The sequence below is a fragment of the Cupriavidus sp. MP-37 genome (genome assembly GCF_020618415.1).
In the GTDB taxonomy this organism is placed as follows: domain Bacteria; phylum Pseudomonadota; class Gammaproteobacteria; order Burkholderiales; family Burkholderiaceae; genus Cupriavidus.
The window spans coordinates 2,558,523-2,584,565 of record NZ_CP085344.1 but is presented as its reverse complement, the minus strand read 5'-3'; the positions used below and the strand labels follow the sequence as shown (position 1 = coordinate 2,584,565).

Here is a 26,043-nt window from a genome sequence, read left to right as displayed (position 1 = left end):
CACGATGAAAATCACGCAGGTCAAAGTTCATCTGATGCAGGCCGGCGCCCCCAGCCACACGGCATGGGGCGGGGCGGGCAAGAGCGCGCTGGCGACGGGGCGCAACTGGCTGTTCGTGGAAATTGCCACCGACGCAGGCCTGGTCGGCACCGGTGAAGGTTCCGGCTGGCCGCGCGTGGTCGCGGCCGGCATACCGGACCTGGCGCCATTGCTGGCAGGCGAAGATCCGTTCCAGACCGAGCGCCTGCACCAGAAGCTGCGCGTGGCGCTGATGGGGCACGGCCACACCGGCGTGGTCGGTGCGGGCGCGCTGGCGGCACTGGACACGGCGCTATGGGACCTCAAGGCACAGGCACTCGGACGCCCGCTGCACGCGCTGCTCGGCGGGGCGCTGCGTGACCGGGTCTCCTATTACGCGCACGTCAAGGATGCCGAGACCGCACGGGCGGCAGTGGCGCGCGGCGTGCGCGCGCTCAAGGTCGGTGGCACGCAGCAGATCGTCGAGCGCGCGTGGGCCGTGCGCGAAGCCATCGGGCCGGAGATCGACCTGATCGTCGATCTGCACGGTCCGGCCTGGCTTACCGGTGCCGATGCCGTGGCAGTCGGGCGGGCGCTGGAAGGCGCGCACCTGCTGTTCCTGGAAGAGCCGGTCGGTCCCGACGATGACCATGGCTGGCGCCGCGTGCGCGACAGTGTCGCGCTGCCGCTTGCCGCCGGCGAACGGCTCGGCACGCTGGCCGAGTTCGACCGGCTGATGGCGAGCGGCCTGGTAGACATTGTCCAGCCCGACACCGGCCGCACTGGCGGGCCGACCCAGCTCAAGAAGATTGCCGCGCTTGCCGAAGCCCGTTCGTTGTTGCTGGCGCCGCATTCCGGCTCGCTCGGCCCGGTGGCCGAATTCGCCGCGGTGCACTGGATCGCCACCTCGCCGGGCGGCCTCATCCTGGAGCGCCTCGAGCCGGACTGGCCGGGCAAGGCGCAGGCCGTCACCCGCACGCTGCAGGCCGACGACGGCCGCATCGTGGTGCCCGACGGCCCCGGTCTCGGCACCAGCCTGGACCATGCCTTCATCGCCGAGCATCCCAGCGAGCGCAATGTCGCCCTGCCGGCCGGCGGCTGGGAGCCCGGCACCGCGCAGGAAACCCCGTATCTGCAGGCGCGGCGCACCCGCGCACGCCTGACGCAATCGTAGCAAGGAGACCCTTCCATGACTCTGTCCGATGCCTCGCGCGACATCCTGTTGCGCGTATCCACCGCCACGCTGACCACCATCCTGTTCAAGCGCGGCTTTCGCAATGTGTTCCTGCAGGGCCTCAAGCCGCTGAATCCGTCGGCGTGCCGCTTCGTCGGGCCGGCGTTCACGCTGCGCTATATCCCGGCGCGCGAAGATCTCGACGCGATCACGGCGTTCGAGGATCCGCGCCATCCGCAGCGCGTGGCCATCGAAGAATGCCCGGCCGGCCATGTGCTGGTGATGGACAGCCGCGGCGACGCCAGCGCCGCGTCATCCGGCAACCTGCTGATCACCCGGCTGTGGCATCGCGGCGGTGCCGGCGTGGTCACCGACGGCGGCTTCCGCGACAGCCCCGAGATCGCGGCAATGAACTTCCCTGCCTGGCACACGCGGCCGTCCGCACCGACCAACCTGATCCGGCACCACGCCGTCGACCTGCAACTGCCGATCGCCTGTGCCGGCGTCAGCATCTATCCCGGCGACATCATGGTGGCCGATGCGGAGGGCATCGTCTGTATTCCCCGCCACCTGGCCGAAGAGGTTGCCCGCGAAGCGGTCCAGCAGACCATGTACGAGGACTGGGTCAACCAGAAGATCCTCGGCGGCGCGGGCCTGCCCGGGCTGTATCCGCTGCTGGACCCGGCCCTGCAGCAGGAATACGCGCAATGGCAGGCGCGGGAGAGCCACCGCTATGCCTGAGCCGCGCCTGCCCATTGTGGTGCTGACCGGCGCCGCGGGACGCCTGGCACAGCACGTGCGGCCGATGCTGGCGGCCGCGTGCCGCGAGGTGCGGCTCTGCGACGTGCGGCCCGTCACGCCACAGGCCGTCAACGAGCGTGCTTTCCAGTGCGCGCTCGACGATGCCGGCGAGCTGTCCGCGCTGCTCGCCGGCGCCGACATGGTGGTCCACTTTGCCGGCTATCCGCGCGAGGCGGCATGGGACGTGATCCTGCCGGCCAACGTCACCAGCGTCGCCAACCTGTGGGAGGCTGCGCGCGCGGCGGGGGTGCAACGCATCATCTACGCCAGCTCCAACCATGCCATGGGCCTCTATCCGCGCGCCACCACGGTCGGCAGCGACGACCTGCCGCGGCCGGATTCGCGCTATGGCGTATCCAAGGTGTTCATGGAAGCGGTGGCGGGGCTGTATGCGCAGAAGTTCGGTTTGAAGGGCTTCGGCATGCGCATCGGACACTGCTCACCCGAGCCGCTCGACGCACGGATGCTGGCGCACTGGATCAGCCCGCGCGACCTGGCGCAGCTGGTGCGCGTCGGCATGGACGCCGACTATGACGAGGCCATTGTCTACGGCGCGTCGGACAACGCCGCGAGCTGGTGGGACAACACGCGGGCCCATGCACTCGGCTACCGGCCACAGGATTCCGCGGACCGCTACCGCGAGGCGCTCAAGCACAAGGTCAGCGATGATCCGCTGGCAGAACATTTCCAGGGCGGCGACTTTGCCGCGGCGGAGTTCAATCGTGATCGTTCCATCTTCGACCTCGACCGTTGAGGTGCTGGCGGGCAGCACTTCTCAAGGTCTGACGTGGCGGCAGTTCCTGGTTGGCAACCGGGTGGGGGAATGTCCGATCTGGGCTGACGGGCGCCTGACGTGGATCGACGTGCGGGCGCCCGCGCTCCACGCGCTCGATCCGGCCTCGGCGACCATGACCACCTGGAGGCTGCCGAAGCCGGTCGGCGCGCACGGTCTATGCGCCGATGGCAGCGTCATCCTCGCGCTGCGCGACGAACTGGCGCTCTTCGACCCGGCGCGCGCGACATTGCGCACGCTGGCGTTGCCTGAGCCGGACCGTCCGCACAACCGGCTCAACGAGGGCCGCGTGTCGCCCTGTGGTGCCTGGTTCGTGTTCGGGTCGATGGACGACTCGGGCGCGGCCGCCCCGACAGGACAGCTCCACGCCTGGCATCCGCGACACGGCTGCCGTGTGCTGCTGGACGGCCTGCACATCGCCAACGGCTTCGCCTGGTCGGTCGACGGGCAGACCTTCCACTTCTCCGACAGCAAGGCCGGGGTGGTGTACCGGGCGCGCTGGCAGCCGCAAAGCGGCACGCTTGCCGAGATCACCCCATGGGTCACCGCCGGCGAGCGCATCGGCCGACCCGACGGCGCCTTCATCGACGCGGACGGCAATTACTGGTCGGCCGGCGTGTCGGCTGGCTGCATCAACGTCTATGCGCCCACCGGCGCGCGCATCCGCACGCTGCCGGTGCCATGCCAGGCGCCCAGCATGGTTTGCCCGGGCCCGCGCGGCTCGGTCTTCGTCACGTCGCTGGTCCGCCCGCAATGGGCGCCCGAGGACATCAGGCCCGAGGATGGCCAGCTGTTCCAGCTGCCGGACGTGCTGGCCGCGGATGCACCGGCCACGGTCCGCCTGCGGCTGACGTAGCGGCGCCCCAACCGTTTCTTCGTGTCGCTATGGGTTGCGATCCGGTACCGCCGTGGCGGCGCCGGAGGACGGCGCGCGGCGGTACTACTACAACCAGAAAGAGGAGCAGCATGAAGATTCGAGACTACGTGAGACTGGCCGGCGCCATGAGCCTGGCATTGACCCTGGCCGCCTGTGGCGGCGATGACCCGGACCCGGCCGGGTCGCCCCCGCCGGCCGGCAGCGCGCAGCCGGCCGAGCCGCCCGCGCTGAATCCCCCGGTCAGCGCCGCGACGCGTGCCATCCTGGATGCCGATCCGGCCAGCTATGCCGCGCTCGCACCGGTCGCCGAGCCTGGCTACACGCTGCTCGGCCGCATCCAGCCGCGCACCACCGCCGAATTGCGCGCACAGGGCCTGACCAGCCACCTGATGATCGGCGGCGAGACCACTGACCGCAATTTCAGCGTGTTCGCGAACTGGCGCGAGTATCTGAATCCGCTCGGCACCACCCGGGTACGCATCCAGTCGGGCTGGAACGACATCGAACAGGCCATCACCACGCCCGCCACCTACAACTTCGCCAAGCTCGACGAGATCATCGACGGCGCCATCGAACAAAAGCACGAACCCATGGTGTTTCTCGGATATGGCAACGTACGCCCTGGCTGTACCGACTGCGGCGGCGCCGGTCTTGGCGGCAGCTTCCCGACCGGAGCGGGCAAGGCGCGCTTTCTGCAGTTCGTCGCCGCCACGGTGACGCGGTACAAGGACAAGGTCACCGACTGGCAGATCTGGAACGAGCCGACCAAGGACCTCGATACCTATAAGACCCTGATCGTGGAGACGGCAAAGCTCATCAAGCAGATCCAGCCCAATGCCAAACTGACGATCGGCTCCTGGTACACAGTGCATTACGCGCTGTCGTGCCTGGAGAGCTGCAATGATTCGGCCGAGGTCCAGGATGCGCGCAACTACATCCTGACGTCGCTCAAGTATTTTTACGACAACAAGGGACCCACGGTGCCGTCGGAGGACGTCTACGTGGCGTTCCATCCGTACACGACGAGCGTCGACTACGACCAGAATCCGTGGGATGCGCGCAGCATGGACAACTTCCTGGCGCTGGTGCGCGGCTATGGCTTCAAGCCCCGCATGGACGAGAACGGTGCGCCGTCGACGCCGTGCATGACCTACGCGATGTGCGACAACGGCACCAAGGCGTGGACCGAGAAGAACCAGGCCAAGTACAACCTGCGCCGCGTCCTCGGCGATCTCGCGCGCGGCATCGAGACCAGCATGTTCACGATCTCGGACCTGCACTACAACGATGCCAAGAACACCAAGGGATTGCTGACTACCGGGGTCTGGGATCCGAACCTGGATACGCCGTTCCTGAACGGCGACCAGCGCATTGGCGGCAAGAAGATCGTCTATGGCGCGTTCCAGAACGTGACCGCGCTGTTCGACAGCCGCATGGAGCCGGTTCCCGCCCACGGCTGCAGCGCGCCCGTGGGTTATACCGCGCATGCCTGGCGGCAGCGCAAGGGTGGCGTGGACGCGACCGTGATCGGGGTCTGGAAAATGACCAGGCTGCCAGTGGCCGACACGGCCGAACCGCGCGCCGTGGTGCAGGTGTCCTGCAACGGCATCGGCTTCAGCGCCATGGCGGCGACCGGCGCCGCGCCGCGCTACGTCGACATGATGGATGGCCGCGTCTATGACATGCCCGCCGGCAGCATCTCCGCCAATGCACCCGGCGCCGTGACGCTGTCGGTGCCGGTGGCAGACTGGCCGGCGCTGGTGGTCGACGCGCGCGTTATCGAAGGCACGTCGCGCTAGCAACTGGTCCGTGCGGCGTCGGGGCAGGTGGCACCCGGCGCCGCGGCGCGCTTCAGTCCAGCGCCGCGCAGACCCGCTCGGCAATCGCCAGCGACGAGGTCAGCCCCGGCGATTCGATGCCGAACAGGTGAACCAGCCCGGGCACGCCATGCACGGCGGGGCCGTCGATGCGGAAGTCCGCCGCGGCTTCGTGCGGGCCGCTGATCTTGGGGCGGATGCCGGCATAGCCGGGCTGCAGCGCGCCGTCGGCCAGCCCCGGCCAGTAGCGGCGCACCTCGTCATAGAAACCATCCGCGTCGGCCGGATCGACGCCGTATTCGATCTCGTCGATCCAGCGCACATTGGGGCCGAAGCGCGCCTGGCCGCCCAGGTCGATGGTCAGGTGCACGCCCAGCCCGGCGGCCTCGGGCACGGGATAGATCAGCCGTGAGAACGGCGCGCGGCCGGCCAGCGTGAAATAGCAGCCCTTGGCGTAGTACTGCGGCGGGATCCGGGCTGCCGGCATGCCGTCGATGCGGCGCGCCAGTTCCGGTGCCGTCAGCCCGGCCGAATTCACCACCGTGCGCGCCAGCAGCGTGGTGGCGCTGCCGTCTTCGGCGCCGATCTCCAGCCGGATGCCGTCCGCCGTGACCGCGCCGCCCAGCACCGGCGACTGCACCGCCAGCATTGCGCCGGCGTTTTCCGCATCGCCCAGCAGCGCCGTCATCAGCCCGTGGCTGTCGACGATGCCGGTCGACGGCGACAGCAGCGCCGCATGGCATTGCAGCTGAGGTTCCAGCGCCTGCGCTTCGGCGCGGCTGATCAGGCGCAGGTCGTCCACGCCATTGGCGGCCGCCCTGGCGCGGATGCCTTCGAGCGTCGCCACCTGGGCCGCGCTGGTGGCGACGATCAGCTTGCCGCAGCGCTGGTGCGCGACGTGGCGGCTGGCGCAGTAGTCGTACAGCATGGCCTTGCCGCGCACGCACAGTTGCGCCTTGAGCGAGCCGGCCGGGTAGTAGATGCCGGCATGGATGACCTCGCTGTTGCGCGCGCTGGTGATGGTGCCGAAGGCATTCTCGGCCTCCAGGATGATCACTTCGCGGCCTTGCAGCGCCAGCGCGCGCGCGACCGCCAGTCCCACCACGCCGGCGCCGATCACGACGCAATCCACTGTTTCCATGGTTGTTCCTTGGTTCCTTGCTTCAGGGGTGTCGATGAATCCGGGTTCAGGCGGGCAGGCCCAGGCGCGCGGCGGCGGCCGCCAGGTGCCGCTGCGCGGCGTCGCGCGCGGCGGTGGCGTCGCCGGCGGCAATCGCCGCGGCCAGGGCGGCATGCTCCTGGTCGGCGGCGCGCGGCGCGCCGGTGGCGCTGCTCAGCCGCGCAGTGTTTTCCCACGCACGCTGGCGCGCGGCCAGCATCTGCTGGCCGACGAAATCCGTCAGGCCGGTAAAGCAGGGGTTGTGCGCGGCTTCGGCAATGGCGTGGTGGAAGGCCATGTCGGCGGCGGCGGCGCTGGCCATGTCGCCGCGGCCGTCGGCCTGCGCCTGCATCGCCGCCAGCGCGGCGTGGATGGCCTCGACGTCGGCGTCGGTGCGCCGCTGCGCCGCCATTTCGGCGCAGGCGGTTTCCACCACCCGGCGCAGCTCGAACAGCTGGGCCAGTGTCGGGCCGCCGTCGGGCGCGCTGGCGACGCGCCAGGCCTGGCCGCCCGGGGTCTCCGACACATAGGCGCCGGAGCCCTTGCGCGTGACCAGCACGCCGTCGGCCTTCAGCTGGGCAATGGCTTCGCGCACGATCGGGCGGCTCACGCCGAAGGCATCGGCCAGCGCGGACTCGGCCGGCAGGCGCGCGCCCGCGCCGTAGCGGCCGGCAAGGATGTCGTCATGCAGGGTCTGCGCGATACGGGAGGCCAGCGAAGCCGGGCGGGGCAGGAGAGTGGTCATGTCGCTCAATATGTCAGGCTGTCTGACAGCTTTTGGCGATTGTGGCCGCAACTTTGCCGCGCGTCAAGCTTGCAGCAGGTAGCCGATGCTACACATGCGGCCTCGGTATCCATTGCCTGGCACTAAATTTCGCGGCGCGGGCGCCGATAGAAGCCCAATACAGGCGGCGGAGTCCGTGCGCCAGTTCCGCCCAGGGCTCGTCGCGCCCCAGCACGCCTGCGCCGGGGCCAACTGCAAACAGCCATGATCCAGCTCACCCCTAACGATCTTCCCGTCGGCCACCCGCTGCCCTGGTCATTGCTCGATGGCGACGGCAACCTGGTGCTCGGCAGCGGCAACATCATTCCCGATGCGCGCGACCTGGCGCTGGTGTTCCGCCACGGCACGGTGTGCCGCGACGATGCCGCCGCCGACGCCGCCGATGACCACCGTCCGGCCACCGGGCCGCTCGGCCTGCAGGTCGGCACGCTGCTGCATATCAAGCGCGACGGCGAGGCCGCGCGCCCGGCCGCCAGCCGCCTGATCGGCTTTATCGAGCAGGGCCTGTTTGTCACCTGGCCGCAACTGGGCGGGCGGGACCTGCCGCTGCAGGCCGGCGATGGCGTGCTGCTGCGCGGCTTCTCGGGCCACGCCATCCACAGCTTTACCTCGACCATTACCGCCGTGTGCCGCAGCCCGTTCCGCTACCTGGTGCTGTCCGCCCCGGTGCAGCAGCACGCGACCCCGGTGCGCAAGGCCGCGCGCGTGCCGACCCGGCTCGCCGCCTACCTGACCGAGCCTGGCGACGACGACGGCATCGACCGCAGTGTGGCGCGCCTGGCGCTGCTGTCCGACCTCAGCACCGGTGGCGCATTGGTGCAGACCACGGCGCCGGCTCCCGCGCCGGGCAGCCGCGTGCGGCTGCGCTTCAACCTGCGTACCGCGTCGCTGGACAGCGAGGTGGTGATCGATGGGTGGGTCCGCGTGGCCTCACCCGGGGCAGCCGGCGACGATGCCGACTTCCCCGCGTTCGGCGTCGCCTTCGATGTCCTGGCCGAGCGCGAACTGACGCTGCTGCAGTGCTACATCTACGAACAGCTGCTTTCCAGCACCCGCATGCCGGTGCAGCCCGCCGCGGTAGCAGCCGTTTAGAGGAAATCCGCTAATGTTTTGATTGTCTCTCCGGAGCGGGCCGTCTTTACTGCTTCCAACATAAAAGACCCACCACCGAGGAGACCAGATGGAGCACGGCGAACACCACGCGTGCGGGCCACGCACGCCCGTAGCACGCGCGCAGCAGTCCCGCAATTTCCTGCGCAGGCTGGCAGGCACCGCCGCGGCGCTGGCCGCCGTGGCGATGCTGGCGCAGCCGGCGCCCGCCGTCGCGGCGGTCACCGCCAATGGCGACTACGCCAAGACGCGCTACCCGATCGTGCTGGTCCACGGGCTGACCGGCGCGGCCAAGATGGCCGGCGTGCTCGACTACTGGTATGGCATCCCCGAAGTGCTGCGGGCGCATGGCGCGCAGGTCTACGTGGCCACGGTGCCGTCGTTCAACAGCGATGCCGAGCGCGCGCTGGCGCTGCAGGCCTATGTGCGCGCGGTCAAGCTGGAAAGCGGCGCCGACAAGGTCAACCTGATCGGCCACAGCCAGGGCGGGCCCACCTCGCGCATGCTGGCGGCGATGTCGCCGCGGGACGTGGCCTCGGTCACCACCATCGGCAGCCCGCACCGCGGCAGCGAAGTGGCCGACACCGTGCTCGACCTGATCAACGGCATCGGCACCATCCCGATCGCCGGCCCGGTGCTGGTCAGCCTGATCCAGGGCGTGTTCGATACGGTCGGCTGGTTCAACGGCATCAGCAACGGGCAGGCGCTGGACCAGGATGCGCTGGCCTCGCTCAAGAGCCTGACCACGCGCGGCGCCGCCGAGCAGAATGCGCGGCTCGACGCCACGCTGGTGCCGGGCACGAAGTCGGCGCTGGGCCCGGACTGCAACAGCGCCGGCGCCGTGTCCGAGCAGCGCCAGGCGCGCGACGCCGCGGGCAACCTCGTCACATATACCCAGGCCGCGTATTCGTGGACCGGGCAGGGCGGCCCGCTGAGCCTGCTGCGCTCCAACCTGCTGGATCCATCCACGGTGACGATGTCGACGTCGGCGGGCCTGATGGCGCTGAAGGGCGCCGGCGCCAATGACGGCCTGGTCTCGGTCTGCAGCAGCAAGTGGGGCCGGGTGCTGGCCACCGGCTATTACTGGAACCATCTCGACGAGGTCAACCAGATGGCTGGCCTGTACCAGGATGCCGACCCGCGCACGGTCATCCTCCAACACGCCAACCGGCTGCGCAATGACCAGCTCTGAGGGCGCGCCGCGGCTCTGGCTGGCCCTGCTGCCGGCCGGCGCCGCGGCGGCAGCGGTGTATTGGCTGACCGCGCCGCCGGCTGCGCCGCCCGTGCCGCAAGGCGCGGCAGCGGTCAGCACCGCGGGTCCGTCCGCGCCATCGGCGGAGCCGCTGCCCACTGGCATGGCCGCATGGCCATCGCTCACTGGCGTCGAGATTCCGGCAGGCCCTGAGGCCGATGCCGCGGGCAACCTGCGCCTGACGCGCGCGCTGCGTACTTATTTCGATTATTTCCTGAGCGCGCGCCACGACGCCGGCGGCGTCGATGCGCTCGAGCCGTGGGTGCACGACGAGATCCGCCGCCACGTGCCGCAGCCCGCGGCCGGGCAGGCGTGGCAGTTGTGGCAGCGCTACCTGGCCTATCTGGCCGAGGTCCAGCCGCAAGCCGCGCGCAAGCCGCTCGCGGATACGGGCGGCACGCTGGATGTGGCGCAGGTGCAGCAGCTGCGCGCGCTGCTGGCGCAGCGCAATGCGGCGCGGCAGCGCTGGTTGCCCGAGGTCGCGCAGGTCTGGTTCGGCGACGAGCAAGCCTATGACGAGGCCATGCTGGCGCGGCTGGAGATCGCGGCGCAGGCCGGTCTGGATGAGGCGCAGCGGCGGCAACGGCTGGCCGAACTCGACGCCACGCTGCCCGAGGCCCTGCGCGCGGCGCGCGCGGCCAGCGCGCGGCCGCAGGCGATCAGCGCCACCATCGCCGACCTGCAGGCGGCCGGCCGCAGCGCCCAGGACATCGGCGCGGCGCTGGCGCAAACATACGGCCCGGACGTGGCGCAGCGTTACGAACGGCAGGCGCAGGCCGAGCAGTCATGGCAGCAGCGCTACGACGACTACGCCGCGCGCCGGGCGCAGATCGAGGCGTTTGCGGGGTTGTCGGAGCAGGACCGTCGGCAGCAGATGGAAGCGCTGCGCAGGCAGGCTTTTGATAATCCGAGCGAGGCGTTGCAGGCGGAGGTGGTGGATAGGGCGATGGCCGCAAGAAAAACGGCACCGTGAAATCGGTGCCGTCATCTCGACAACTGATTGTGTGCTCCCTCTCCCGCAGGCGGGAGAGGGAACAAACCGGCAGTGTCTTACATCCCCACGTAATTCGGCCCGCCACCACCCTCCGGCGTCACCCACACAATATTCTGGGTCGGGTCCTTGATGTCGCAGGTCTTGCAGTGCACGCAGTTCTGCGCGTTGATCTGCAGGCGCTCCTTGCCGGACGTTTCGTCCTGCACGAACTCATACACGCCCGCCGGGCAGTAGCGCGACTCAGGGCCGGCGTACTTGTCCAGGTTGATGTCGACCGGCACGCTCGCGTCCTTGAGCGTCAGGTGCGCCGGCTGGTTCTCTTCATGGTTGGTATTGCTGATGAAGACCGAGCTGAGGCGGTCGAAAGTCAGCTTGCCGTCCGGCTTCGGGTATTCGATCTTCTGGCACTCGGCGGCCGGCTTCAGGTAGACGTGGTCCGGCTTCTCGCGATGCAGGGTCCACGGCGGGTTGCGCACGCCCAGCTTGGGCAGCAGCCATTGCTCGATGCCGGTCATCAGCGTGGCGGTGGTGCGGCCCTTCTTGAACCACTGCTTGAAGTTCTTGGCCTGCAGCAGTTCCTTGTACAGCCAGCTCTGCTCGAACGCGGCCGGGTAGGCGCTCAGCTCGTCGTGCTGGCGGCCGGCCTGCAGCGCATCGTAAGCGGCCTCGGCGGCGAGCATGCCGGTCTTGATCGCGGCGTGGCTGCCCTTGATGCGCGAGGCGTTCAGGTAGCCAGCATCGCAGCCGACCAGCGCGCCGCCCGGGAACACGGTCTTGGGCAGCGACAGCAGGCCGCCGGCGGTGATGGCGCGCGCGCCGTACGACAGGCGCTTGCCGCCTTCGAAGTACTGGCGGATCTCCGGATGGGTCTTGAAGCGCTGGAATTCCTCGAACGGCGACAGCCAAGGGTTGGTGTAGTCGAGGCCGACCACAAAGCCGACCGCGACCTTGTTGTCTTCCATGTGGTACAGGAACGAGCCGCCGTAGGTGGCCGGATCGAGCGGCCAGCCGGCGGTGTGCACCACCAGGCCGGGCTTGTGCCTGGCCGGGTCGATCTCCCACAGTTCCTTCAGGCCGATGCCATAGCTCTGCGGATCCTTGCCGGCATCCAGGCCGAACTTTTCGATCAGCTGCTTGCCCAGGTGGCCGCGCGCGCCTTCGGCGAAGATGGTGTACTTGGCATGCAGCTCCATGCCGAGCTGGAAGTTGTCGGTCGGCTCGCCTTCCTTGTTGATGCCCATGTTGCCGGTGGCCACGCCCTTGACCGAGCCGTCTTCGTTGTACAGCACCTCGGCCGCGGGGAAGCCGGGGAAGATCTCCACGCCCAGCGCCTCGGCCTGCTGGCCCAGCCAGCGCACGAAGTTCGACAGGCTGACGATGTAGTTGCCTTCGTTGTGGAAGCACTCGGGCAGCAGCGCCGGCGGCGTGCCCTTGGAGCCGGTCTCGTTCAGGAACAGGAACTTGTCCTCGGTCACGGCCTGGTTCAGCGGCGCGCCCAGCTCTTTCCAGTTGGGGATCAGTTCGTTGAGCGCGCGCGGGTCCATGATGGCGCCCGACAGGATGTGGGCGCCGGGCTCGGAGCCCTTTTCCAGCACGCACACGTTGACGTCGGCGCCTTTCTCCTGCGCGAGTTGCTTCAGGCGGATGGCCGTGGCCAGGCCGGCGGGGCCGCCGCCGACGATGACCACGTCGTATTCCATGGCTTCGCGCGGGCCGAACTGCTCCAGGAGCTGTTGCTGATCCATTTGTCTCTAACCCTCTGTTTCTTTGCTGCTAGCTGGCAATTGTGGGAAATGCGGTGATCGTTGTGCTGAGAACCCGGCCCGGGCGCGGCGCGGGGGCCGCCGGGGGAGCCGCGCGGGCGCGGCGGTGAAGCGGCGCCGATTCATGGTCGGACGACGCTGGAACGGCATCCGAACACGGCCGGATCGCGCGTTTTCCCTCTTTCCCTTTGCGGGCCAAGTTCTTAGAATCTCCGGCATTGTCCGGGACTCGCCACCCACAGGCAAGGATTTTTTTGGAACGGTCGTTCTTTTTTTTGATATGCTGCCTTCTGCTCCTGATGAGGCCAGAGGGGCTCCCGCACAAGAGGTAATCATGGGTTTGTCGATCAATCTGGAAGGCAAGGTGGCGCTGGTGACCGGCGCCTCGAGCGGGCTGGGCTCGCGTTTCGCCACGGTGCTCGCCGCCGCCGGTGCCAAGGTGGTGCTGGCCTCGCGCCGCACCGAGCGGCTCAAGGAACTGCGCGCCGCGATCGAGGCCGAGGGCGGCAGCGCCCATGTGGTGCGCCTGGACGTGACCGATCCCGACAGCATCCGCGCCGCGGTGGCGCACGCCGAAACCGAAGCCGGCGCCATCGATATCCTGGTCAACAACTCGGGCGTGTCGACCACGCAGAAGCTGACCGACGTGGCCCCGGAAGACTTCGACTTCGTCTTCGACACCAATACCCGCGGCGCCTTTTTTGTCGCGCAGGAAGTCGCCAAGCGCATGATTGCGCGCGCCAAGGGCGCCGAGCGCAACGGCAGTCCGCTGCCGCAGGCGCGCATCGTCAATATCGCGTCGGTGGCGGGGCTGAAGGTGCTGTCGCAGATCGGCGTCTATTGCATGAGCAAGGCGGCGGTGGTGCACATGACCAAGGCCATGGCGCTGGAATGGGCGCGCCATGGCATCAATTCCAACGCCATCTGCCCCGGCTATATCGACACCGATATCAACCACCACCACTGGGATTCCGACGCCGGGCAGAAGCTGATCCAGATGCTGCCGCGCAAGCGCCTGGGCAAGCCGGAAGATCTCGACGGCCTGTTGCTGCTGCTGGCCTCGGACCAGTCGCAGTTTATCAACGGCGCCGTCATCACCGCCGACGACGGCATGGTCTGAGCCCCGTGCGCTGACGCCGGGGGCACACGTCCCCCGCATCCCGCCCACGCGCCAAAAGCGCCGCGGGATACCCGACCGCCAACCCTGGGCTTATCCGGTCCCCTTGGGCGCGCCGTCGTCAGCATGCGTCAAACTTCAGAAATTTCGTGCGTGGCAGGCCAGACTTGGCATAATCCGCCATGTCTGCAGATTAAGTCTTTACATACAAAGCGAGAACGCCGCGGTGGCCGCATGGCCCCAGCGGCCCTGGACCGGAGGCCGGGGAGATGGAGCAACAAAACGAGGCACGGCGCAACGCCGTGCCGCAACACGTCGTCGATTCCGCGGTGATCCCGCAGGCCGCCGACGAAGCGCAGGACGCTGAATTCCGCGTATCGCCCCGCCTCGAGGACTGGATTGGCGTGATCGTGATGGTGCTGCTGGTGGGCATCACCTTCGCCAACGTGGTGGTCCGCTATTTCACCGACGAGTCGTTCGCCTGGACCGAGGAATTCTCGGTGTTCCTGATGATCGTGCTGGCCCTGGTCGCCGGCAGCGCCGCGGTGGCGCGCGACCGCAATATCCGCATCGAATTCTTCTTCGAGCGCGGCAGCGCGGCCCGGCAGCGGCGCCTGGCGATCCTGTCGGCGCTGGCGGTGGCGGTGATGTTCATCGCGCTGGCGGTGCTGGGCGCGCGCATTACGTGGGACGAGTACACCTTCGGCGAAACCTCGCCCGGCATCGGCGTGCCGAGCTGGTGGTACTCGATCTGGCTGCCGGTGCTGTCGGCCGGCATCGCGCTGCGCGCGCTGGCCCTGGTGTTGCGCAACGTGCGCGCGCTCAAGACGCTGCATCAACAGAGCCAGTCGGCGACGGAGCGTACCCAATGACGCTGGTTGCCATCATCCTGTTCGTGGTCTTTATCGGCCTGATGCTGCTGGGGGTGCCGATCGGCGTGTCGCTGGGGCTGGGCGGCCTGGTCGCGATCGGCCTGTCCAATCTCGATACCCAGATGTTCGGCCTGCTGGCGGTGCCGCAGAATTTCTACGCCGGGCTGGCCAAGTACCCGCTGCTGGCGATCCCGATGTTCGTGCTGGTGGGCTCGATCTTCGACCGCTCCGGCGTGGCGCAGCGGCTGGTGACCTTTGCCATCGCCGTGGTCGGGCGCGGCCCGGGGATGCTGCCGCTGGTGGCGATCCTGGTGGCGATGTTCCTCGGCGGCATTTCGGGCTCGGGCCCGGCCAACGCGGCCGCGGTCGGCGGCGTGATGATCGCGGCGATGTCGCGCGCGGGCTATCCCGGCTCGTACAGCGCGGCGGTGGTCGGCGCGGCGGCCGCGACCGACATCCTGATCCCGCCGTCGGTGGCGTTCATCATCTACAGCGTGCTGGTGCCGGGCGCGTCGGTGCCGGCGCTGTTCGCGGCCGGCATGATCCCGGGTGTGCTCGCGGGCATCGCGCTGATCGTGCCGGCGGTGTGGCTGGCGCGCAAGCACAATATGGGCGCCGCCGAAGCCGCGCTGCCGCGTCCGCCGTTCTGGAAAAGCCTGCGCGAGGCCGCTTGGGGCCTGGTGGCGCCGTTCCTGATCCTGGGCGGCATGCGCGCCGGCTGGTTCACGCCGACCGAAGCCGCCGTGGTGGCGGTGGTCTATGGCCTGTTCGTCGGCATGGTGGTGTACCGCAGCATCGGCCTGCGCGACCTGTTCACGATCTTCCAGGAAGCGGCCGAGACCTCGGCGGTGATCCTGCTGGTGGTGGCGCTGGCCGGCATCTTTGCCTATGCGCTGTCGACGCTGGGCGTGATCGACCCGCTGGCGCAGGCGATCGCCACCTCCGGGCTGGGCGAATACGGCGTGCTGGCGCTGATCGTGCTGCTGCTGATGACGGTGGGCATGTTCCTCGACGGCATTTCGATCTTCCTGATCTTCGTGCCGCTGCTGCTGCCGATCGCCAATGCCTTCCAGTGGAACCCGGTGTGGTTCGGCGTGGTGCTGACGCTGAAGGTGGCGCTGGGCCAGTTCACGCCGCCGCTGGCCGTGAACCTGATGGTGTCGTGCCGGATCGCCCGCGTGCGCATGGAAGAAACCGTGCCCTGGGTGATCTGGATGCTGCTGGCGATGTTTATCGCCATGCTGATGGTGCTGGCCTATCCGCCGCTGGCGACGTGGCTGCCGGAGTACCTCGGCTATTGACCGCTGTCGATGCCGTGTTTGCATTCACCTACAAGAACCTGACGCTTTTCCCCTGAGGAGATGAAATGAAACGTCGTGCCCTGATGCTTGCAACGGCCGCAGCCCTGGCCGCTTCCGCCTTCGCCCCCGCCGGTGCGATGGCCCAGACCTACAAGTCCGAGTACAAGATGTCGCTGGTGCTCGGCCCGGCCTTCCCGTGGGGCAAGGGCGGCGAGATCTGGGCCGACCTGGTCAAGCAGCGTACCAACGGCCGCATCAATATCAAGCTGTACCCGGGCACCTCGCTGGTGGCCGGCGACCAGACCCGCGAGTTCTCGGCGATCCGCCAGGGCGTGATCGACATGGCGGTGGGCTCGACCATCAACTGGTCGCCGCAGGTCAAGGAACTGAACCTGTTCTCGCTGCCGTTCCTGATGCCCGACTACAAGGCGCTCGACGCGCTGACGCAGGGCGAGGTCGGCAAGTCGATCTTCGCCACGCTGGAGAAGGCCGGCGTGGTGCCGCTGGCGTGGGGCGAGAACGGCTTCCGCGAGGTGTCGAACTCCAAGCGCGAGATCCGCAAGCCGGAAGACCTCAAGGGCCTGAAGCTGCGCGTGGTGGGCTCGCCGCTGTACATCGAGACCTTCAACGCGCTGGGCGCCAACCCGACCCAGATGAGCTGGGCCGACGCGCAGCCGGCGATGGCCTCGGGCGCGGTCGACGGCCAGGAGAACCCGCAGTCGGTGTTCGCCGCCGCCAAGCTTTACACCGTGGGCCAGAAGTACGTCACCACCTGGGGCTACGTCGCCGACCCGCTGATCTTCGTGGTCAACAAGCAGATCTGGGAAAGCTGGACCCCGGCCGACCGCGAGATCGTCAAGCAGGCCGCCATCGACGCCGGCAAGCAGGAAATCGCGCTGGCCCGCAAGGGCCTGGCCGAGGCCGGCGCGCCCGCGTGGAAGGACATGGAGGCCCACGGCGTCAAGGTCACGCACCTGACCCCGGCCGAGCACGACGCCTTCCGCAAGGCCACCGCCAAGGTCTACGACAAGTGGAAGAAGCAGATCGGCACCGACCTGGTCACCAAGGCCGAAGGCGCGATCGCCAAGCGCTAAGTCATGAAGCAGGCCCGCCAGTGTTGGCGGGCCTGTTGCATTGGAGGCTGAGATGAAACACGTCTATACGGTGGTGATGCCGATCCGCTGGGGCGACATGGACGCGATGGGCCATGTCAACAACACCGTCTATTTCCAGTATCTGGAGCAGGCCCGCATCGAATGGTTCGCGTCGCTGGGGCGCGGCGGCAAGGATGCGAACGGGCAGGGGCCGGTCATCATCAATGCGCATATGACCTTCCTGAAGCAGCTGCGCTATCCGGGCGAGATCGAGTGCCGGGTCTACGCCGGGCAGCTGGGACGGACCAGTTTCGAGACGCGCATGGAAATCCGGCGCACCGATCTGCCCGAGGTGGTATGGGCCGAGGGCGGGGCCAAGGTGGTGTGGTGCGACTATGCGGCGGAGAAATCGGTGCCGGTGCCGGCGGAGATTCGGGAGATCATCGAAGGGTGATGGTTTGCTCCCCTCTCCCGCTTGCGGGAGAGGGGCAGGGGGTGAGGGCAGGGGTGTCAAAGGGTGAGGGTCGTGGGTTAACACCGTTGGCTTCGCTCGATTTGGCTCCTAGTCAAGCCACCCCTCACCCCGGCCCTCTCCCCGTGAGGGGAGAGGGAGAACACCTTGCTAAGGCCAGCTCGGGCCGCTTGGGCGCACCGAAAACCGATCTCCCTGCTATTGGTATTGGTGTTTGTCAGTGGTTCACCAGCCGCTGCACCAGATCCACCGACGTACTCGCCCCATACTTCTTCATCAGCCGCGCCCGATAGATATCGACCGTGCGCGGGCTGATAGCCAGCAGCTTGCCGATCTGCTTGCTGGTCTTGCCTTCCACCAGTTGCGCCGCGATCTCGCGTTCGCGCGCGGTCAGTTCGGCGGTGACCTGCCGTTTCTGCGACAAGTCCTCGAAGGTCCAGATGCCGGCGCCGAGCGGCTGGGCACGGTCCAGCGCGCGGCCGGTGACGTGGCACCAGAACAGTTCTCCGCCGGCGCGCTTCATGATGCGCTCGTCCGAATACATGCCGCGCTTGCCCATGATTGGCGCGATGCGCGCGCCGGTGCGCTCGAATTCGTCGGCGGTGGGGTAGAGCACCTGGAACGACTGGCCCAGCAGGGCCTCGCGCGTGGTGCCGAAGATGCGGCAGACTTCTTCGTTGCAGTCCTCGATCACGCGCTCGCGTGACAGCACCAGGCCCACGGGGGCGAGCTGGAAGGCGGTCTGGTAGTCGATGGCGGGCATCTGCTTATGTATTTTTACGTAATGGCGTAGCCGGCTGTGCTTGCGTATGCTGTCGGTCGGACGCGTGACGGCGACGGCCGACCGCCCGTTGCCGATTGTACCGTTACAATTTCCCTGCGTCGCCCGCCGCACCAACCGCCGGCGGGGAGATCGACAGGGACTACCGAGGAAGGAGCGAAGCATGAACAAGGTCTACGCCAGCGCCGCAGAAGCGCTTGCAGGCGTCGTCCGCGACGGCCAGACGATCGCCGTGGGCGGTTTCGGCCTGTGCGGCATCCCCGAGGCGCTGATCGGCGCGCTGCGCGACAGCGGCGCCAAGCAGCTGACCTGCATCTCCAACAACGCCGGCGTCGACGGCTTCGGCCTGGGCCTGCTGCTGGCCACGCGCCAGATCAAGAAGATGATCTCGTCCTACGTGGGCGAGAACAAGGAGTTCGAGCGACAGTACCTGGCCGGCGAACTGGAACTGGAATTCACCCCGCAGGGCACGCTGGCCGAAAAGCTGCGCGCCGGCGGCTCGGGCATCCCGGCGTTCTTCACCAAGACCGGGGTCGGCACCATCGTCGCCGAAGGCAAGGAAATCCGCGAATTCGACGGCGAAAAGTACGTGATGGAACGTTCGCTGACCGCCGACGTGGCGCTGGTCAAGGCCTGGAAGGCCGACAAGGCCGGCAACCTGGTGTTCCGCCGCACCGCGCGCAACTTCAATCCGATGTGCGCGATGGCGGGCAAGGTCACCGTGGCCGAGGTCGAGCAGATCGTCGAGACCGGCGAGCTCGATCCCGACGAGATCCACCTGGCCGGCATCTTCGTGCAGCGCCTGGTGCTCAACGCCAACCCCGAGAAACGCATCGAGCAGCGCACCGTGCGCGCGGCCAGCTAAGGAGATCCCATCATGGCATGGACACGTGACGAAATGGCCGCGCGCGCCGCGGCCGAGCTGCAGGACGGTTTCTACGTCAACCTGGGCATCGGGCTGCCGACGCTGGTCGCCAACTGGGTGCCGGAAGGTATGGAAGTGTGGCTGCAATCCGAAAACGGCCTGCTCGGCATCGGCCCGTTCCCGACCGAGGAAGAGGTCGACGCCGACATGATCAATGCCGGCAAGCAGACCGTGACCACGCTGCCGGGCTCGTCGATCTTCTCGTCGGCGGACTCGTTCGCGATGATCCGCGGCGGCCACATCAACCTGGCCATCCTGGGCGCGATGCAGGTCAGCGAGAAGGGCGACCTGGCCAACTGGATGATCCCCGGCAAGATGGTCAAGGGCATGGGCGGCGCGATGGACCTCGTCGCCGGCGTCGGCCGCGTGGTGGTGCTGATGGAACACACCGCCAAGAAGAAGGATGGCACCGAGGACATCAAGATCCTGAAGCAGTGCAACCTGCCGCTGACCGGCGTGGGCGTGGTCAACCGCATCATCACCGACCTGGGCGTGATCGACGTGACCGCGGACGGCCTCAAGCTGGTGGAAACCGCGCCGGGCGTCAGCCGCGAGGAAATCCAGGCCAAGACGGGGGCGCCGCTGCTGTAAGCAGGTTTTCGCGCGCGCCGACATCAGCGACCCCCTGCATGCCGTGTGCCTGCAGGGGGTTCTTGTTTTCAGGCGACCTTCAGCGTGAGGTGGCCGATCGGTTCCAGCGCCGGGCTGACCTTGATCTCGATGTCGTATCCAAGCCGGTTCAGGCAGTCCATCAGCTTGCGCTCCGACAGGTTGGCGAAGTCGCCGCGAAGCAGTCCGGAGACCTTCGGTTGCGGGATGCCCATGCGGTGGGCTGCTTCTTCCTGGGTCAGGCCAAGGCTGCGTACGGCGCGCGTGATCTCGATGGCCAGTCCGGACTTGATTTTCAGCTTGTCGGCCTCCGGCACGCCCAGGTCGGCAAACACGTTGCCGGAGCTGGCCTCGACCTCGATGCCATCAATCCTGCGTTTTGCCATGTCGTAACTCCCATGCCAGTGCTTCTGCGACCTTGAGCCTGGCGCGAATGATTTCGATGTCTGCCTTCGGCGTGGCAATGCCGCGTTTGCTCTTCTTCTGGAAGCAGTGAAGGACGAACACCGCTTCAGCGAATTTCACGGTATAGACCGCGCGGTAGGTGCCGGCAGCGTCGTCCTCCAGGATTTCGAGCACCCCGGCGCTGCCAAAACCCTTGAGAATCTTCGCCGCATCGTGTCGATCACCGCGCTGGGCAAAATGCAGCGCATGGCCGAAAAACCTGCGCACGTCGAGCGGAAGCTCCGTCAGGTCCTTTCTGCTTCTTCCGATCCAAAAGAGGGGTCTTTCTTTGGCTGGCATCGGGGCAATATACCTGAACTGGTATAAACCAGTGCCGCCGGAAATGCAAGGTTTGATCTGAGTCAGGCTGAGGGCGAGACCGAGGCCGTGTGGCGGGAAGTCGAGGCGGCGCTGGCGCGCCTCGCGGGGGGCAGGGCATAGCCGGATGCGCCGCGCCGCATCCGGCGGGCGGCACGTCAGGCCGCCGGCTTGTTGTAGCGGCTGAACACCGAGGCCGCGCCGTCGGCCTTGACCAGCAGCACGTCGAAGGGATCCTTGCGCGGTCCCTGTTCCATGCCCGGCGAGCCGACCGGCATGCCCGGAACTGCCAGCCCAACCGCCTTGGGTTTGTTGGCCAGCAGCTTGCGGATATCGGCGGCGGGCACGTGACCCTCGATCGCGTAACCGGCGATATGCCCGGTATGGCAGGAGCCGAAGCGCTCGGGCATGCCGAAGCGCTTGCGGTATTCGCCGGTATCCTCGACGTCATGCACCGTCACGGTAAAGCCGTTGGCGCGCAGGTGCTTGACCCATTCCTCGCAGCAACCGCACAGCGGACTCTTGTAGACGTCGATGGCGAGCGGCTTCGCCTGCGCGAAGGCATCGGCCGCGGGGCCGAGCACACCGACGGCGAGCGTGCCGAGCGCCAGCGCGCCCAGGGTGCCGAGAAAACGTCGTCGTTGCATCAATGCTCCTTGCTCGTTACTGCGCGACCCAGCCGCCATCCATGTTCCAGATCGCGCCGCGCACCTGGCGGGCGGCTTCGGAGGACAGGAACACCGCCAGCGCGCCCAGCTCGTCGGGCGTGACGAACTGGCCCGAGGGCTGCTTCTCCAGCACCAGCTCGCGCTTGGCCTGCTCGACCGGGATGCCTTCCTTCTGCGCACGTGCTTCCACCTGCTTCTGCACCAGCGGCGTCAGCACCCAGCCCGGGCAGATCGCGTTGGCGGTCACACCGGTCTGCGCGGTTTCCAGCGCGGTCACCTTGGTAAAACCGACGATGCCATGCTTGGCCGCCACATAGGCGGATTTCTGCGCCGATGCCACCAGCCCGTGGGTGGAGGCGACGTTGATGATGCGGCCCCAGTTCTTCTGCTTCATGCCGGGCAGCGCCAGGCGCGTGGTGTGGAAGGCCGAGGTCAGGTTGATGGCGATGATCGCGTCCCAGCGCTCGGGCGGGAAATCCTCGATGGTGGCGACGTGCTGGATGCCGGCGTTGTTGACCAGGATGTCGGCGCCGCCGAAATCGGACTGGGCGTAGCGCATCATGTCCTCGATCTCGGCCGCCTTGCTCATGTCGGCGCCGTGGTAGCCGACGCGGATGCCCTGGCCCGCCTGCGCGATCTCGTTCTTTGCGGCGTCCGCGTCACCAAAGCCATTGACGATGATGTTGGCGCCCTGCGCCGCCAGCGCCTTTGCGATGCCGAGCCCGATGCCGCTGGTCGAGCCAGTTACCAGTGCGGTCTTGCCGTTGAGCATGTAAGCCTCCGTCGAGAGAAAGGGGATGCCACGGCAGGCCAGCCGCCGGATGGGCGGCGCGCGCCGTGGCGGTGCGCGGCCGCGCGCGGGGCGCGGACACTGTGCTGTGGCATTGTACCCGCTGCGGCGTACAATCCAGCTTTGCTCAACTTCCGGCGGCGGCGTCTCCTGGCGCTGTGCAGTCCGGTTTGCCAGGGAGTCCAGATGTCTGCCAGTCCGCGTCTCGGTTTCGTCCAGTGCATCAGTCCGGCGGGCCTGCACCGCATGGCCTACCACGAGTGGGGCGACCCCGCCAATCCGCGCGTGCTGGTGTGCGCGCATGGCCTGACGCGCACCGGGCGCGACTTCGACGCCGTCGCCCGCGCGCTGTGCGGCGAATATCGCGTGGTCTGTCCCGATGTGGTGGGACGCGGCCGCTCAGAATGGCTGTCCAACCCGGACGGCTATGTCGTGCCGCAGTACGTGTCCGACATGGTCACGCTGATTGCGCGGCTCAATGTCGAGAAAGTGGACTGGTTCGGCACCTCGATGGGCGGCCTGATCGGCATGGGCCTGGCCGGGCTGCCGAAGTCGCCGGTGCGCAAGCTGCTGCTCAATGACGTCGGCCCGAAGATCGCGCTGTCGGCGGTGGAGCGCATTGGCGCCTACCTGGGCCTGCCGGTACGCTTCAAGACCTTCGAGGAAGGGCTGGCCTACCTGCAGACCATCAGCGCTTCGTTCGGGCGCCACACGCCAGAACAGTGGCGAGAACTCAACGCCGCCATCATCAAGCCGGTGCAGGGTGCCGATGGCCTGGAATGGGGCTTGCATTACGATCCGCAGCTCGCGGTGCCGTTCCGCAAGTCGACGCCCGAAGCGGTGGCGGCGGGCGAGGCCGCCTTATGGCGTGGCTTCGAGGCCATCGAAGCCCCGGTGCTGGTGGTGCGCGGCGCGCAGTCCGACCTGCTGCTGCGCGAGACCGTGGCCGAGATGGTGGCGCGCGGCAAGCATGTGAGCTCGGTCGAAGTCCCTGAAGTGGGGCACGCGCCGACCTTTGTCGATCCGGCGCAGATCGCGATCGCGCGGCAGTTCTTTGTCGGGTGAATCTGCGCGTCGCTCGCGGCGGACCTGTTTTTTATCGATCAACGCATTGTCATGAGTAACCTTGAACTGAAGCGCGCCCACGTGGGCAAGCGCCTGTCCGAATACGCGGTCTACAACGGTGTGGTGTATCTCGCCGGCCAGGTGCCCGAAGTCGATCCCAAGGCCGATATCCGCGGCCAGACGCGCGAGGTGCTGGGCCATATCGACCGCCTGCTGGCCGAGGCCGGCAGCGACAAGACCCGCATCCTGTCGTGCCAGATCTTCCTGACCGACATCGACCTGATCGGCGCGATGAACGAGGTCTGGGATGCCTGGGTGCCGCAAGGCAACACGCCGCCGCGCGCCACCGTCGAAGCCCGCCTGGCCAATCCCGATTACCTGATCGAAGTGGTGGTGACCGCTGCGCTCAACTGATGCAGGCGCTGTGACATGGTGACGTCGACCGACCTGGCCGGCCGGGTCGCGGGCATTCCGGATACCGAGCTGGTCGAGCGCGCACTGGCGTACGTGCGCGAGCACGGTGCCGGCGTGGCGCTGCCCACCGGCGAGACCGTGCAGTCGCACGCGGAGGGGATGCTGCGCATCCTCGACGGCTTGCGCGTGGACGATTGCGCGCGCGCGGCCGCGTGCCTGTTCGGGCTGGCGGCATTCGTGCCCGACACCGAAGCCGAGATCGAGCCGCGTTTCGGCGAGGAAGTGGCGCGGCTGGTCAATGGCGTGCGGCAGCTGCTGCGCATCGGCGCCATCGCCGGCAATCGCCCTGAAGCGGAGTCGGCCGCGCCGTCGAAGAACGAAGCCCAGGCGCGCCACGAGCAGGTCGAGGCGCTGCGCAAGATGCTGCTGGCGTTTGCGCAGGACATCCGCGTGGTGCTGGTGCGGCTGGCCTCGCGGCTGCAGACGCTGCGCTGGCTGGCCGAGACCAAGCAGGCCCCGCTGCCCGGCGTGGCGCGCGAAACGCTCGACATCTACGCGCCGCTGGCCAACCGCCTCGGCATCTGGCAGATGAAGTGGGAGCTTGAGGACCTGGCCTTCCGCTTCGAGCAGCCCGATACCTACAAGCGCATCGCCCGCCTGCTGGATGAAAAGCGCATCGAGCGCGAAGGCTATATCGCCGGCGCGATCGCGCGGCTGCAGTCCGAGCTGGCCACCGCCGGCATCCGCGCCGAGGTGAGCGGGCGCCCCAAGCATATCTACAGCATCTGGAAGAAGATGCGCGGCAAGGAACTGGATTTTGCCGACCTGTACGATGTGCGCGCGTTCCGCGTGATCGTCGACGATATCAAGGACTGCTATACGGTGCTGGGCATCGTCCACCATATCTGGCAGCCGATCCCGCGCGAGTTCGACGACTACATCTCGCGGCCCAAGGCCAACGGCTACAAGTCGCTGCACACGGTGGTGATCGGCGACGACGGCCGCGCCTTCGAGGTGCAGATCCGCACGCACGAGATGCACCACTTCGCCGAATACGGCGTGGCTGCGCACTGGCGCTACAAGGAGGCGGGCAGCCGCGGCTATGCCGGTCAGTTCTCCGCCAGCGAGCGCTACGACGAGAAGATCGCCTGGCTGCGCCAGCTGCTGGCGTGGAAGGACGATGCCGACCACAGCGTCGCGCACGACGAATCGTGGGAGCAGATCAAGCACGCCGCGATCGACGACCACATCTACGTGTTGACGCCGCAGGCGCGCGTGGTGGCGCTGCCGCAGGGCGCGACCGCGGTGGACTTCGCCTATTACCTGCACAGCGACCTTGGCCACCGCTGCCGCGGCGCGCGCGTGGACGGCACCATGGTGCCGCTGAACACGCCGCTCAAGAACGGCCAGACCGTCGAGATCATCGCGGTCAAGCAGGGCGGGCCGTCGCGCGACTGGCTCAATGCCGACCTGGGCTACCTGGCCAGCAGCCGCGCCCGTGCCAAGGTGCGCGCGTGGTTCAACGCGATGGACTCGCAGGAGACCATCGCGCAGGGCCGCGCGCTGATCGACAAGACCCTGCAGCGCGAAGGCAAGACCGCGGTCAAGCTAGAAGACCTGGCGACGCGGCTGGGCTTCAAGGCGCCCGACGACCTCTTCGCCGCGGTGGCCAAGGACGAGTTCAGCCTGCGCCATGTGGAGCACGCGCTGCGCCATCCGGAAGGCGAGGCGCAGGCGCCGCTGAGCGAGGAAGACGCCGTCACCAAGAAGAGCCGCGCCACCAGCGTGGCGCGCGGCGCCAAGAGCGGCGTGCTGGTGGTGGGCGTGGATTCGCTGATGACGCAGATGTCGCGCTGCTGCAAGCCGGCGCCGCCGGACGAGATCGTCGGCTTTGTCACGCGCGGACGCGGCGTGTCGATCCATCGCCGCAACTGCCACACCTTCCAGCAGTTGTCGGCGCGCGCGCCGGAGCGCGTGATCCAGACCGAATGGGGCAAGAAGAGCCACGCCGCGGTCTACCCGGTCGACATCCACGTCGAGGCGATCGACCGGCAGGGCTTGCTGCGAGATATCTCCGAAGTGCTGTCGCGTGAAAAGATCAACGTCACCGGGGTCAAGACACTGTCCAGCAAGGGCGTGGCGCGCATGCAGTTCACCGCCGAGGTGTCCGAAGCCACGCAGCTGCAGCGCGCGCTGCTGCTGATCGAGGAAGTCCAGGGGGTGTTGCAGGCGAAAAGAAAGTGATGCTATACTTGCGGCTTCGCTAGGCTCGTAGCTCAGCTGGTTAGAGCACCACCTTGACATGGTGGGGGTCGTTGGTTCGAGTCCAATCGAGCCTACCAACGAATTGCAGTAAGCAGTAACAGCAGTGCGGCAAGTCCGATTCAACCCCATACGGAACGGAAGGGCATCATGGTTATGACACCGCGAACTACTACCGCTGGCAAGCGACAGTAGTCGAGGTGCGCCTTCGACCCGGTTGGATCGGGTTTGACAAAGAGAAACGCGGCCTTGGCCGCGTTTTTTTTCGTCCGTCGCTTGCCAGCGCCCTGATAAGCTGCCGCCTTCCCGTGCAGCAGGGCGGGGCAGCCAAGAACCAATCGTCGGCGCGCAGGCATGCGGGCCGGCGCC

General features: G+C 67.7%; 26 protein-coding genes and 1 tRNA gene. 19 read left to right on the top strand and 8 right to left on the bottom strand.

Annotated features, from left to right (window positions below):
• The first annotated feature begins 4 nt into the window (after positions 1–4).
• The 5 genes from LIN44_RS11915 (at position 5) to LIN44_RS11895 (ending at position 5,462) form a co-directional block, all read left to right on the top strand.
• Positions 5–1,192: a mandelate racemase/muconate lactonizing enzyme family protein gene (locus LIN44_RS11915; RefSeq protein ID WP_227312259.1), complete on the top strand. Its 1,188-nt coding sequence runs from the start codon at positions 5–7 to the stop codon at positions 1,190–1,192.
• A 15-nt stretch (positions 1,193–1,207) separates the two neighbouring features.
• On the top strand, positions 1,208–1,933 hold the full coding sequence (locus LIN44_RS11910) for a ribonuclease activity regulator RraA (protein WP_227312258.1): 726 nt from the start codon (positions 1,208–1,210) through the stop codon (positions 1,931–1,933).
• Positions 1,926–2,747, top strand: coding sequence for an NAD(P)-dependent oxidoreductase (locus LIN44_RS11905; RefSeq protein WP_227312257.1), 822 nt, complete (start codon positions 1,926–1,928; stop codon positions 2,745–2,747). Before LIN44_RS11910 ends, LIN44_RS11905 begins: the two co-directional genes overlap by 8 nt.
• Positions 2,716–3,642, top strand: a complete 927-nt coding sequence (locus LIN44_RS11900; protein ID WP_227312256.1) for an SMP-30/gluconolactonase/LRE family protein — start codon at positions 2,716–2,718, stop codon at positions 3,640–3,642. Before LIN44_RS11905 ends, LIN44_RS11900 begins: the two co-directional genes overlap by 32 nt.
• Positions 3,643–3,752: 110 nt before the next feature.
• Positions 3,753–5,462, top strand: a complete 1,710-nt coding sequence (locus tag LIN44_RS11895) for a hypothetical protein (RefSeq protein ID WP_227312255.1) — start codon at positions 3,753–3,755, stop codon at positions 5,460–5,462.
• Between the two features lie 52 nt (positions 5,463–5,514).
• On the opposite strand, the gene LIN44_RS11890 is transcribed toward LIN44_RS11895, so the two are convergent.
• Positions 5,515–6,621, bottom strand: a complete 1,107-nt coding sequence (locus tag LIN44_RS11890) for an NAD(P)/FAD-dependent oxidoreductase (protein ID WP_227312254.1) — start codon at positions 6,619–6,621, stop codon at positions 5,515–5,517.
• A gap of 46 nt (positions 6,622–6,667) precedes the next feature.
• Positions 6,668–7,384, bottom strand: coding sequence for a FadR/GntR family transcriptional regulator (locus LIN44_RS11885; protein WP_227312253.1), 717 nt, complete (start codon positions 7,382–7,384; stop codon positions 6,668–6,670).
• A gap of 243 nt (positions 7,385–7,627) precedes the next feature.
• Here LIN44_RS11885 and LIN44_RS11880 point away from each other — a divergent pair, with 243 nt between their 5' ends.
• From LIN44_RS11880 to LIN44_RS11870, 3 genes are all read left to right on the top strand, one after another.
• Positions 7,628–8,515 carry a flagellar brake protein gene (locus tag LIN44_RS11880; protein ID WP_227312252.1) on the top strand — a complete coding sequence of 296 codons (888 nt, stop codon included), beginning with the start codon at positions 7,628–7,630 and terminating at the stop codon, positions 8,513–8,515.
• An 88-nt stretch (positions 8,516–8,603) separates the two neighbouring features.
• Positions 8,604–9,725, top strand: a complete 1,122-nt coding sequence (locus LIN44_RS11875) for a triacylglycerol lipase (protein ID WP_227312251.1) — start codon at positions 8,604–8,606, stop codon at positions 9,723–9,725.
• Positions 9,712–10,758 (top strand): lipase secretion chaperone, encoded by a 1,047-nt coding sequence (locus LIN44_RS11870; RefSeq protein WP_227312250.1) that lies wholly within the window; start codon positions 9,712–9,714, stop codon positions 10,756–10,758. The genes LIN44_RS11875 and LIN44_RS11870 overlap by 14 nt, the downstream gene beginning before the upstream one ends.
• A gap of 77 nt (positions 10,759–10,835) precedes the next feature.
• On the opposite strand, the gene LIN44_RS11865 is transcribed toward LIN44_RS11870, so the two are convergent.
• Positions 10,836–12,524, bottom strand: coding sequence for an electron transfer flavoprotein-ubiquinone oxidoreductase (locus tag LIN44_RS11865; RefSeq protein WP_227312249.1), 1,689 nt, complete (start codon positions 12,522–12,524; stop codon positions 10,836–10,838).
• A 352-nt stretch (positions 12,525–12,876) separates the two neighbouring features.
• On the opposite strand from LIN44_RS11865, the gene LIN44_RS11860 reads away from it, so the two are divergent.
• From LIN44_RS11860 to LIN44_RS11840, 5 genes are all read left to right on the top strand, one after another.
• The gene (locus tag LIN44_RS11860; RefSeq protein ID WP_041232111.1) at positions 12,877–13,662 is read left to right on the top strand and encodes an SDR family oxidoreductase; all 786 of its coding nucleotides are present in this window, start codon (positions 12,877–12,879) and stop codon (positions 13,660–13,662) included.
• A gap of 266 nt (positions 13,663–13,928) precedes the next feature.
• Positions 13,929–14,531, top strand: coding sequence for a TRAP transporter small permease (locus tag LIN44_RS11855; RefSeq protein ID WP_227312248.1), 603 nt, complete (start codon positions 13,929–13,931; stop codon positions 14,529–14,531).
• Entirely contained in the window at positions 14,528–15,832 is a 1,305-nt protein-coding gene (locus LIN44_RS11850) for a TRAP transporter large permease (protein ID WP_227312247.1), read from the top strand. Before LIN44_RS11855 ends, LIN44_RS11850 begins: the two co-directional genes overlap by 4 nt.
• A gap of 65 nt (positions 15,833–15,897) precedes the next feature.
• Positions 15,898–16,926, top strand: coding sequence for a DctP family TRAP transporter solute-binding subunit (locus LIN44_RS11845; protein ID WP_227312246.1), 1,029 nt, complete (start codon positions 15,898–15,900; stop codon positions 16,924–16,926).
• A gap of 52 nt (positions 16,927–16,978) precedes the next feature.
• Positions 16,979–17,380 (top strand): thioesterase family protein, encoded by a 402-nt coding sequence (locus LIN44_RS11840; protein WP_227312245.1) that lies wholly within the window; start codon positions 16,979–16,981, stop codon positions 17,378–17,380.
• 235 nt (positions 17,381–17,615) lie between these two features.
• Here the strand turns inward: LIN44_RS11840 and LIN44_RS11835 are convergent, their stop codons facing one another.
• Positions 17,616–18,161, bottom strand: a complete 546-nt coding sequence (locus LIN44_RS11835) for a PAS and helix-turn-helix domain-containing protein (RefSeq protein WP_116356249.1) — start codon at positions 18,159–18,161, stop codon at positions 17,616–17,618.
• A 181-nt stretch (positions 18,162–18,342) separates the two neighbouring features.
• Between LIN44_RS11835 and LIN44_RS11830 the strand changes: the two genes are divergently transcribed.
• Positions 18,343–19,044 (top strand): CoA transferase subunit A, encoded by a 702-nt coding sequence (locus LIN44_RS11830; RefSeq protein ID WP_012352543.1) that lies wholly within the window; start codon positions 18,343–18,345, stop codon positions 19,042–19,044.
• Between the two features lie 12 nt (positions 19,045–19,056).
• Entirely contained in the window at positions 19,057–19,695 is a 639-nt protein-coding gene (locus LIN44_RS11825; protein WP_227312244.1) for a CoA transferase subunit B, read from the top strand.
• Between the two features lie 68 nt (positions 19,696–19,763).
• On the opposite strand, the gene LIN44_RS11820 is transcribed toward LIN44_RS11825, so the two are convergent.
• From LIN44_RS11820 to LIN44_RS11805, 4 genes are all read right to left on the bottom strand, one after another.
• Positions 19,764–20,099 (bottom strand): helix-turn-helix domain-containing protein, encoded by a 336-nt coding sequence (locus LIN44_RS11820; protein ID WP_227312243.1) that lies wholly within the window; start codon positions 20,097–20,099, stop codon positions 19,764–19,766.
• Positions 20,080–20,457 carry a type II toxin-antitoxin system RelE/ParE family toxin gene (locus tag LIN44_RS11815; protein ID WP_227312242.1) on the bottom strand — a complete coding sequence of 126 codons (378 nt, stop codon included), beginning with the start codon at positions 20,455–20,457 and terminating at the stop codon, positions 20,080–20,082. The genes LIN44_RS11820 and LIN44_RS11815 overlap by 20 nt, the downstream gene beginning before the upstream one ends.
• Before the next feature lie 176 nt (positions 20,458–20,633).
• The gene (locus LIN44_RS11810; protein ID WP_227312241.1) at positions 20,634–21,122 is read right to left on the bottom strand and encodes a DUF411 domain-containing protein; all 489 of its coding nucleotides are present in this window, start codon (positions 21,120–21,122) and stop codon (positions 20,634–20,636) included.
• A 16-nt stretch (positions 21,123–21,138) separates the two neighbouring features.
• Positions 21,139–21,915, bottom strand: a complete 777-nt coding sequence (locus tag LIN44_RS11805) for a 3-hydroxybutyrate dehydrogenase (protein ID WP_112775421.1) — start codon at positions 21,913–21,915, stop codon at positions 21,139–21,141.
• A 204-nt stretch (positions 21,916–22,119) separates the two neighbouring features.
• Here LIN44_RS11805 and LIN44_RS11800 point away from each other — a divergent pair, with 204 nt between their 5' ends.
• The 4 genes from LIN44_RS11800 (at position 22,120) to LIN44_RS11785 (ending at position 25,754) form a co-directional block, all read left to right on the top strand.
• Positions 22,120–22,998, top strand: a complete 879-nt coding sequence (locus tag LIN44_RS11800) for an alpha/beta fold hydrolase (RefSeq protein WP_227312240.1) — start codon at positions 22,120–22,122, stop codon at positions 22,996–22,998.
• A gap of 51 nt (positions 22,999–23,049) precedes the next feature.
• Positions 23,050–23,412: a RidA family protein gene (locus tag LIN44_RS11795; protein ID WP_227312239.1), complete on the top strand. Its 363-nt coding sequence runs from the start codon at positions 23,050–23,052 to the stop codon at positions 23,410–23,412.
• A gap of 15 nt (positions 23,413–23,427) precedes the next feature.
• Positions 23,428–25,656 carry a bifunctional (p)ppGpp synthetase/guanosine-3',5'-bis(diphosphate) 3'-pyrophosphohydrolase gene (locus tag LIN44_RS11790; RefSeq protein WP_227312238.1) on the top strand — a complete coding sequence of 743 codons (2,229 nt, stop codon included), beginning with the start codon at positions 23,428–23,430 and terminating at the stop codon, positions 25,654–25,656.
• A gap of 21 nt (positions 25,657–25,677) precedes the next feature.
• Positions 25,678–25,754: transfer RNA gene (locus LIN44_RS11785), tRNA-Val, on the top strand.
• Positions 25,755–26,043 lie beyond the last annotated feature (289 nt).